We start from the raw sequence: 9,216 nt of genomic DNA, 5'->3' as shown, positions 1-9,216 counted from the left end.
GAGCGCCTCGCCGAGCTGCGCGGGCACCTCGCCGCGGCGGTCGGCGCGTGGCGTCCCGCCGCGGGCCGCCACGCGGTCGCCGAGCGGCTCGCGGGCCTGACGTCGGGCAAGCACGCCGCGAACCGGCACGCCATGTCGCTGTCGGCGTACGTGCTGGCAGCCCGTCTCGAACAGGTCGTCGCCGCCGCGAACGAGCGCCTGTCCCGCATGTCCGGGGGCCGCTACGCCCTCGTCCACACCACCGACAAGGCGGCGGGCGACCGCACGAAGGGCGCCGGCGGTCTCGGGCTGCGCGTCGCCGACGCCTGGACGGGCCTCGAACGCGACCCGGTGACGCTGTCGGGGGGCGAGTCGTTCATCACCTCGCTGTCCCTGGCGCTCGGCCTCGCCGACGTCGTCACCGCCGAGGCGGGCGGCACCGAGATCGGCACGCTGTTCGTCGACGAGGGCTTCGGCACGCTCGACGAGGAGACCCTCGACGAGGTCATGGACGTCCTGGACGGCCTGCGCGACGGCGGCCGGGCGGTCGGCATCGTCAGCCACGTCGCGGAACTGCGCGCCCGCATCCCCGCGCAGCTCCGGGTGACCAAGAACCGGGCCGGTTCCACCGCGACGATCGTCGTCTGACCGGCGGCGTGCCCGGCGGCCCGCCGGACACGCCGCGGCCCGTCCCGTTCCGCGGCGGGTGTCTCAGCCGCCGGGCGCGGAACGGACCGCGTCGAGGAAGCCGGCGCAGCGGCCGAGCAGGGCGATGAGCGTCTCCCGCTCGGCCTCGGTGAACTCGGCGGCGAGCCCCCGCTCGACCTTGACCGCGCGGGCGTCGGCGTCCGCCAGCACCTCCTCGCCCTCGGCGGTGAGCCGGGTCTCCAGGATGTTGCGGTGCCACTCGTGCGGGGTGCGCTCGATCAGCCCGCGCTCCCGGAGGTTCTTCAGGACGGTGTTCATCGTCGGCGGGGTGACCGAGCACTTGCGGGCGAGCGCGGCGGCCGACATGCCCGGGTTGGCGGCCTACGTGCTGCCCGGCGACCGCGTGTACCCCGAAGGCATCGCCGCCGACCCCCGCACCGGCACCCTGTACGCCGGGTCCTTCCAGGACGGCACCGTCTACCGGATGCGTCCGGGCCACCGCGCGGCCGAGGTGTTCCTCCCGGCGGGCGCGGACGGCCGCCGCACCGCCAACGGACTGAAGGTCGACGGGGCCGGACGGCTCTGGGTGACCGACTCCTCCGCCGGTGTCTCGGTGTACGACACGGGGAGCCGCCGCCTCCTTGCGCGGTTCGTCGTCCCCGGCACCGGCGCCCGTTTCGTCAACGACCTCGCCATCGCCCGCGACGGCGGCGCCTACCTGACCGACAGCCTCCGTTCCGTCGTCTACCGCGTCACACCGCGCGACCTGGCCGGCGCCCGCGGAGGACCCGCCACGCTGGCGGTGGGCTTCGACCTGGGGGACGCCCTGGAACCGCACGGTCCCGGCGACTTCACCCTCAACGGGATCGTCGCCGCCCCCACCGGCCGCTTCCTGCTGACCGACGACATGCTCGGCGGTGACCTCTACCGGCTCGACCTCGCGACCGGGGCCGTCCGCGAGGTCGCTCTCCAGGGCGGCGACATGCGCAACGCCGACGGCCTCGAACTCCAGCACGGGCGGCTGTGGACGGCCCACAACCTCGACAACGTCATCCGCCGCTGGCGGGTGGCGCGCGACGGGACCCGCGTCCGGCTGGAGCGCAGCCTGGCGGACGCGTCCCTCCAGGTGCCGACGACGCTCGTCCGCCGCCGCGGCACCCTCTACGTGGTCCGCTCCCAGTTCGACAAGGGCGGCCCGCTCGGCGACGGAACCCCCGAGATCCCGTTCACCATCGCCGCCGTCCGCGGTATCTGACCGCGGCCGCCGTCCGGCACGCTCGCGGGTGGCGCGGGGGAGCGGTCAGAGGTAGAGGCCGGTGCCGTGCTCGGGCCGTTCGCTGGCGATCGCGTGCAGGTCGCGTTCCCGCATGACGAGGTAGTTCTCCCCCTGGATCTCGACCTCGTACTGGTCGCCGGGGTGGAACAGCACGCGGTCGCCGGGCTTGACGATCCGCACATGGTGGCCGACCCCGCAGACTTCGCCCCACACCAGGCGGTTCCCCTGCTCCACCGTCGCGGGGATCACGATCCCCGCGGTGCTGCGGCGCTCGCCGCTGTCCTTCTCGACCTTGATCATGACCCGGTCGTGGAGCATCTGGACTTCGAACTTCGGCTCGGACACGCCGGTGAGTTTATCCGCCCGCGTCAACCAGGGCGTTCCACGAACCGGCGATGATCTCCGGCCGCGCGGACCGCTCGGGCCGCCGGCCGGGATCGGCCCGGATCGCGGCGGCGTCGCAGATCACCCTCGGCGCCGCCGGCCGGGTCGGGCGGCGTCCAGCGCCCGCACATGGGCGGAGGTCAGTCGTACCTGCGGCCGGTCCCGGACGACAGCCGCGTGATCAGCCCGCGCGGGACGAACCGGACGACGCCGGCGATCGCCTTGTACTGCGCGCCCGGGATGCTGACCTGCGCGCCCCGGCGCAGGTCGCGGAGCGCGGTGTCCACGACGTCGTCCTTGTCCAGCCACATGAAGCCGGGCAGGTCCGACATGTCCATCTGGGCGCGTTCATGGAACTCGGTGTGCACGAAGCCGGGGCACAGCGCCATCACCCGGACGCGGCCGTGCGAGCGCCGCCCGAGGTCGGCCGCGACGCCCTGGCTGAAGCTCACCACCCACGCCTTGGACGCCCCGTAGGTGCCGCGCGTCGCGAACGCCGCCATCGAGGAGACGTTGATCACCGCGCCCCGGCCGCGCTCCAGCATCCCCGGCAGGACGGCGTGCGTGAGCCGCAGGACCGCCTCGCAGTGCACCTTGAGCATGGTCACCTCGTCCGACACGGGGACGTCCAGGAAGACGCCCTTGTGGCCGAACCCGGCGTTGTTGACCAGCAGGTCCACGCCCTCGCGGAGGCGTTCCTCGGCCGCGGCGACGCCCTCCTCGGCGGACAGGTCGGCGGGCAGGGTCTCGGCGCGGACGGCGTAGGTGTCGCGCAGCTCGGCCGCGGCCCGTTCCAGGCGCTCGGCGTCGCGGGCCAGCAGGACCAGGTCGAACCCGTCGGAGGCGAGGCGGCGGGCGAACGCGGCACCGATCCCCGCGGTCGCGCCGGTGATGAAGGCGGTCGGCATGGCACCGAGCCTAAGCCGCAGGCCGTGCGGTGAAGTGACGCGGGTCGGGACGGCGCGTCGCACGGCGGTAGGCGAAGGTGAACCCGGGCCAGTTGTTGACGACCGTGCCGTCGGCCGTCATGTACCAGCTCCGGCAGCCCGCCTCCCACACGGTCGCGCGCATCCGCTCCCGCATCTCGCGGGTGAACGCGTCCTGCGCCTGCGGCCGGACGTCGATCCAGGCGAGCCCGGCCCGGCGCAGCGCCGCCACGCAGCCGAGCACATACCGGAACTGCGACTCCAGCATGTAGATGATCGAGTTGTGCCCGAGGTTGGTGTACGGGCCGTAGAGCAGGAACATGTTCGGGAAACCGCTGACGGTGATGCCGAGGTGCGCCTGCGCGCCGTCCCGCCACGCCTCGTTCAGCTCCCGCCCGTCCCGTCCGACGATCTTCATGGGGGCGAGGAACCCGCCGGCCTGGAACCCGGTCGCGTACACGATGACGTCCACGTCGTACGCGCGCTTCGCCGTCGCGACACCGGACGGCGTGATCCGCTCGATCGGATCGGTGACGAGGTCGACGTTCGGCCGGGCGAGCGCCGGATAGTAGTCGTTGGAGATCAGGATGCGCTTGCAGCCCATCGGGTAGCCGGGGATGAGCGCGTCCCGCAGGACGGGGTCGTCGATGCCGTTCTTCAGCGTCCTGGTGAACCGCTTCTCCAGCATCGCCATCAGCTTCGGGTACTTGACGAACCCCAGCGCCCGCGCCTCGTAGAGCGCGTACGTGCGGGCGCGGCTCAGCTCCCACACCCCCGGCACGTTCCTCAGGACGGCCTGCTCCCACTTCCGGTACGCCCGGTCGGGCTTGTCGATCACGTACGGCGCGGACCGCTGGAACACCCGCAGTTCGGCCGCCTCCTTCGCGATCTCCGGGACGATCTGGACCGCGCTCGCCCCCGTCCCGATCACCGCGACCCGCCTGCCCCGCAGGCCGGCGCCGTGGTCCCAGCGGGCGGAGTGGAAGCTTCGCCCGGCGAACGACTCGCGTCCCCCGATCGGCGGCAGGACGGGCCGGTTCAGCTGCCCGCACGCCGAGACCAGCACCCGCGCCTCCAGTGCGCCGGACGTCGTGGAGATCCGCCAGAGCGCCGCGTCCTCGTCGAACCGCGCCTCGGTGACCTCGGTACCGAACCGGATGTTCGCCAGGACGCCGTACTTGCGGGCGCAGTGCCGCAGGTAGCCGAGGATCTCCGGCTGCGGCGGGAACCGCCGCGACCAGTCCGTCTTGCGCTCGAACGAGAACGAGTACAGGTGCGACGGGACATCGCACGCCGCGCCCGGATAGGTGTTGTCCCGCCAGGTGCCGCCGAGCTCCTCGGCCTTCTCCAGGATCACCACGTCGCGGATGCCGGCCTCCCGGAGCCGGATCGCCATCCCGATCCCGCCGAAGCCGCTTCCGATGATCACCACGCTGTGCGTCATGGCCGTCCCGAATCTTGTTCTATCGCGCTCTCCCGAGCCTAGGTGACCATGAGGTCACTGACCAGATGCCCCCGATCGCCGGGTTTCTGTCGGCGCCTCCTGCCAGCATTCCGCCATGCGCTACGACCCCTTCGCCGCCGAGGCCCGCAAGGACGATGGCCTGGACGACGTCCGGTTCGCCGCCCTTGGCCGCTCCCAGTGGCTCCTCGACCTCCTGCGCCGCCGGCACGCGGAGAGCCAGGGCGACGGGACGCTCTGGAAGGACGACCGGGAACTCGAAGCGCACCTGCGGCGGCGCCAGGAGATCGAGGATGAGATCCACCGGCGCCTCACCGCGTGCGCCGGAGCGGACGCGGGCGCGGCCGTCCTCTCCGTCGCGCTGGTGGCCGACCTCGATGACGTCGGCTTCTGGGAACTTCTGCGGCGCGTGAGATCTCTCGTGCCGGTGGCCGGGCCGTGGACGCCGGGCCAGGTCGTGGTGCTGCTCCAGCGGGCCTGCGAGTTCCCGAGGAACGGCTACTGGTTCGCCGAGATGCTCGATACCGCCCTGACCGTCGCCGACCGCCTCGACCCCGGCGGGCGCCGGGAACTCCTGCCCTGGCTGAGGCACGTCGACGGGCGGTTCGCCAGGGCCGACGTCCCGATCGGGTATCGCCGGCCGGTCACCAGGCGGCTGTCGGCGCTGCTGGAGAACCTGGACGAGGACTACATCCCCGAGGGGCTGCTGCCCGTGTGCGAGGCGTGGGCCGCGCCGCTGCGCGACCTGACGGCGGCGAGCCCGACGGCCGGGCTGAGCCGGTTCGTCCGGCACCTGGTGAGCCTGTCGGCGCCCCGCCCCTCCCAGAAGTGGCGCAGGACGTGCGTCTCCCTCGCGGACGAGGCGTCCGCGAGGGACGCCGTGGCCGCATGCCTGCGCGCCCTCGCCGGGGACGACCCGCTGTGCAGCGCGGAGCGCGGCGCGCACGCGGACTGGATTCCCGACGAGCATTCCCACCACTACCACTACCTGGTCCACCAGAACCACGGGGACATCGCACGCGGCATCGTCTGGGCGGCGGCCCTGACCGGCGGCCCCGGGACGGCGGCGCGCCTCGGCGCCCTCGCCCTGCGCGTCGGCACGCCCGGCGGTGACGTCCACGAGGACCTCAAGCTCGCGGGCGCGGCGATCAACGCGCTCGCCGCGGTGGACGATCCGGGGGCGCTGGAGTCGCTGTGGCGGCTCCAGGGGAAGACCAAGAACCGGGCGCTGCGCAAGCAGATCGACACCGCGCTGCGGACGGCGGCCGAACGGCGCGGCATCACGCCCGCGCAGCTCGCCGAGCGCAGCGTCCCCGCCCACGGCCTGCGGCCGGACGGCTCGGTGGAGCGGACGCTCGGCGCCCACACGGTGCGGGTCGCGATCGAGGACGCGGCGAGCGTCCGGCTCACCTGCACCGGCGCGGACGGACGCGCCTCGCGGACGGTCCCGGCGGCGGTCAAGGAGGGCTTCCCGGACGAGCTGAAGGAACTGAAGGCGCTGGCCAAGGAGGTGCGGGGCGTCCTGTCGAGCGAGCGGGCGCGCATCGAGGGCCTGATGTCGGACGACCGCGTCTGGCCGTACGGCGAATGGTGCGAGCACTACCGCGACCACCCGATCACCGGCGCCCTGGTCCGCGGCCTCATCTGGGAGTTCCAAGATCAGGACGGCGGCTGGCACGCCGCGCTGGCCGACTCGGGGGGCGGGCCCGTCCAGGTGAGGCTGTGGCACCCCATCCGGGCGACCACGGGCGAAGTGCGGGCCTGGCGGGAGCGGATCGCGGGCGAGCGGATCAGGCAGCCGTTCAAGCAGGCGTTCCGCGAGATCTACCTGCTCACCCCGGCCGAGAAGGAGACCGGGACGTACTCGAACCGGTTCGCCGCGCACATCGTGCGCTACCGGCGGCTCTACGCGCTGTTCAAGGAGCGCGGATGGCGGGCGAACTTCCTCAGCGGCCACGGCGGCGGCCGCGAGGGCGAGGCGTGCGGCGAGTTCGGCGGTGGGCGGTGGCGGGCGTGCTTCTTCCACGATCCGGTGAGCGAGGCCGGCTGGGGGACGCCGGAGTACGCCACGACCGACCAGGTGCGGTTCGAGCGCGGGCACGGCCGCCGCCGGCGGGAGACGCCGCTCGCGGACGTCCCGCCGGTCGTGTTCAGCGAGGCGATGCGGGACGTGGACCTGTTCGTCGCCGTCACCTCCATCGCCGCCGACCCGCGGTGGAGCGACCGCGGCGCGGACCGCTACGCCGCCTACTGGCGTGCGGCCACGTTCGGCGAGCTGACCGCGAACGCCGAGGTCCGCCGCGCGGCGCTGGAGCGGATCCTGCCGCGCACGAAGATCGCCGGCCGCTGCTCGATCGACGGCCGTTACCTGGTGGTGAGGGGCGAGCTGCGCACCTACAAGATCCACCTGGGCTCGGCCAACATCCTGATGGAACCCGATGACTCCTACCTGTGCGTCGTTCGAGCCGGCGGCGGGGGAGGGGGCTCGGTGCATCTGCCGTTCGAGGACGAGCGGCTCTCGCTGATCCTCAGCAAGGCGTTCCTGCTCGCCGCCGACCACAGGATCACCGACGCGGCGATCCTGACCCAGATCAGGCGCCCGGTCACCTGAAACACCGGGAAGCGTCGGTGGCTTCTGGAAAGATCACCTCATGTCCGACGACCTCAGGGCGCATTTGGACGCGCTCAACGCGCCACGGCCGACGCGCACGTGGCGCCGCCGCACGCTGGAACTCCTGGCCGACCCCGCCGCCCGCGACGAGGTGCTGCGGCGGGTGCGCTGGTACGCGACGAAGGAACCGAGCCTCGTCGGCGACCGCCCGTTCTCCGACCCCTCGCTGCGGAACGAGCAGGGCGCCCGCGGACGGGTGTGGGCCGCCGCGCTGCTCGGCGACCCGGGCGTGATCCCGCTGCTGGACGCCATCGTCCGCCGCGCCGCCGGGGCGACCCGCGAGTTCGAGCCGTCCGTGAAGCTGGCGGGCGGCGCGGTCAACGCGCTGAGCGAGTTCGCCGACCCGCAGGCGCTGGAGGTGCTGCGCGGGCTGCGCCGCGACGTCCGCTACCCGGGCCTCGGCCGGCAGATCGCGGCCGCCATCGAGGCGGCGGCGGCCCGCCGCGGCATCACCCCCGCGCAGCTCGTCGAGCGCGGCGTGCCCGCGCACGGCCTCGGCCGCGACGGCTCGCTCGCCCGCGACATCGGCGCCTACCAGGCGGTGCTCGTCATCGAGGACCCGATGACCGTCCGGCTCACCTTCACCGGCGCGGACGGCCGCCCGCTGCGGACCGTCCCGGGCGCGCTCAAGGTGCCGTTCGCCGCCGAGATCAAGGAGCTGAAGTCGCTGGTGAAGCAGGTCCGGGCCACGCTCGCCGCCGAGCGGACCCGGATCGAGGCGCTGCTGGCGGTCGAGCGGACCTGGCCGTTCGCCGAGTGGTGCCGCCACTACCGAGACCACCCGGTCACGGGCATGGTCGCGCGCGGCCTGATCTGGGAGTTCGAGACGCCGGACGGCCGGTGGCACGCGGCCACCCCCGGCGAGGACGTGCTGGTCACCCTGGACGGCCGGGCGCTGCCCGTCCCGTCCGGCGACGCGCGGGTGCGGCTGTGGCATCCGGCGCGCGCGTTCCCGGGCGCGGTGCGGGCCTGGCGCGGCTTCGTGACCGGCAACCGGATGACGCAGTCGTTCAAGCAGGCGTTCCGCGAGACCTACCGGCCCGCCCCGGCGGGCGCCGGCCCCGCCCCGCCCCGCGGCGGTTTCGACGGCGAACTGCGGCGCGTCTTCGCCGAGGGTGCGTGGCGGGTCTGCCGCCACGACGGCACGCGGTTCGAGCGGCGGGTCTCCGGACGCTGGCGGGAGATCCGCCCGGCGGACGTGCCACCGCTCGTGTTCAGCGAGGGGACACGGGAGGTCGATCTGCTCCTCCGCGTCACCTCGACCACGCGGGAGGAACCGTTCGGCGAGCTGTCCGCCGCCGCCGAGATCCGCGGGGACGCGCTCCGCCGCATCCTGCCCGGCACGAGGATCGCCGACCGCTGCGCGGTCGACGGCCGGTTCCTCGTCGTCCGCGGCGACCTGCGCACCTACAAGATCCACCTGGGGTCGGCGGGCGTGCTGATGGAGCCGGGCAACGTCCGCCTGCGCGTCGAGCCGTCCCGCCGGCCGGGGCAGCGGGGGCTGTTCCTGCCCTTCGAGGACGAGCGGCTCTCGCTGGTCCTCGGCAAGGCGTTCCTGCTCGCCGCCGACCACAGGATCAGCGACGAGACCGTCCTGCGGCAGATCAGGCGAGGTGCCTGATGCCCGCCGTGAGCTTCCGGGACGAGACCGCGGCGGGCACGCCCGGCGCCGCGTTCCGGGTCGAGGGAGTGCCGGAGCGGATGACCCTCCGGGAGCTGATCCGGCTGCGGGTCCGCGAGGAGGTCGCCCGGCACAACGCGCGGCCGTCCGACCGGTTCAACGGCCTGGTCCGCCCGGACGACGCCGAGACCGAACTGAACGGCTACCGGCTCCGCGAGCCGCGCCGCCTCGACTGGGAACGGCAGGGGG

At 73.7% G+C, this 9,216-nt stretch carries 8 protein-coding genes and 1 pseudogene; 5 read left to right on the top strand and 4 right to left on the bottom strand.

What is annotated here, in order from left to right; translation table 11 throughout:
- Positions 1 to 627: AAA family ATPase (locus AF1_RS30160; protein ID WP_169804066.1), on the top strand; the 627-nt coding region annotated here is incomplete at its 5' end.
- 63 nt (positions 628 to 690) lie between these two features.
- Here the strand turns inward: AF1_RS30160 and AF1_RS30155 are convergent.
- On the bottom strand, positions 691 to 993 hold the full coding sequence (locus AF1_RS30155; protein WP_084263475.1) for a MarR family winged helix-turn-helix transcriptional regulator: 303 nt from the start codon (positions 991 to 993) through the stop codon (positions 691 to 693).
- Here AF1_RS30155 and AF1_RS30150 point away from each other — a divergent pair.
- On the top strand, positions 956 to 1,882 hold the full coding sequence (locus tag AF1_RS30150; protein WP_207394215.1) for an SMP-30/gluconolactonase/LRE family protein: 927 nt from the start codon (positions 956 to 958) through the stop codon (positions 1,880 to 1,882). The two genes, AF1_RS30155 and AF1_RS30150, sit on opposite strands and share 38 nt — an antisense overlap.
- Before the next feature lie 45 nt (positions 1,883 to 1,927).
- Here AF1_RS30150 and AF1_RS30145 read toward each other — a convergent pair whose 3' ends face one another.
- From AF1_RS30145 to AF1_RS30135, 3 genes are all read right to left on the bottom strand, one after another.
- Positions 1,928 to 2,248: a GroES family chaperonin gene (locus AF1_RS30145; RefSeq protein ID WP_067807038.1), complete on the bottom strand. Its 321-nt coding sequence runs from the start codon at positions 2,246 to 2,248 to the stop codon at positions 1,928 to 1,930.
- Between the two features lie 179 nt (positions 2,249 to 2,427).
- A complete protein-coding gene (locus AF1_RS30140; RefSeq protein WP_067807036.1) occupies positions 2,428 to 3,195 on the bottom strand; it encodes an SDR family NAD(P)-dependent oxidoreductase in 768 nt (255 codons plus the stop codon).
- 10 nt (positions 3,196 to 3,205) lie between these two features.
- Positions 3,206 to 4,657, bottom strand: coding sequence for a flavin-containing monooxygenase (locus AF1_RS30135; RefSeq protein ID WP_067807033.1), 1,452 nt, complete (start codon positions 4,655 to 4,657; stop codon positions 3,206 to 3,208).
- A gap of 115 nt (positions 4,658 to 4,772) precedes the next feature.
- Between AF1_RS30135 and AF1_RS30130 the strand changes: the two genes are divergently transcribed.
- From AF1_RS30130 to AF1_RS30120, 3 genes and pseudogenes are all read left to right on the top strand, one after another.
- Positions 4,773 to 7,286 carry a DUF4132 domain-containing protein gene (locus AF1_RS30130; protein WP_067807030.1) on the top strand — a complete coding sequence of 838 codons (2,514 nt, stop codon included), beginning with the start codon at positions 4,773 to 4,775 and terminating at the stop codon, positions 7,284 to 7,286.
- 40 nt (positions 7,287 to 7,326) lie between these two features.
- A complete protein-coding gene (locus AF1_RS30125; protein ID WP_067807028.1) occupies positions 7,327 to 8,967 on the top strand; it encodes a DUF4132 domain-containing protein in 1,641 nt (546 codons plus the stop codon).
- A pseudogene (locus AF1_RS30120) lies at positions 8,967 to 9,216 on the top strand (hypothetical protein); the annotation flags it as partial. The gene AF1_RS30125 and the pseudogene AF1_RS30120, both read left to right, overlap by 1 nt.

Origin of the sequence: Actinomadura formosensis NBRC 14204 (assembly GCF_001552155.1) — a bacterium.
Taxonomy (GTDB): domain Bacteria; phylum Actinomycetota; class Actinomycetes; order Streptosporangiales; family Streptosporangiaceae; genus Spirillospora; species Spirillospora formosensis.
The sequence above is the reverse complement of the archived record's forward strand: the minus strand, read 5'-3'. Positions and strand labels throughout refer to the sequence as shown.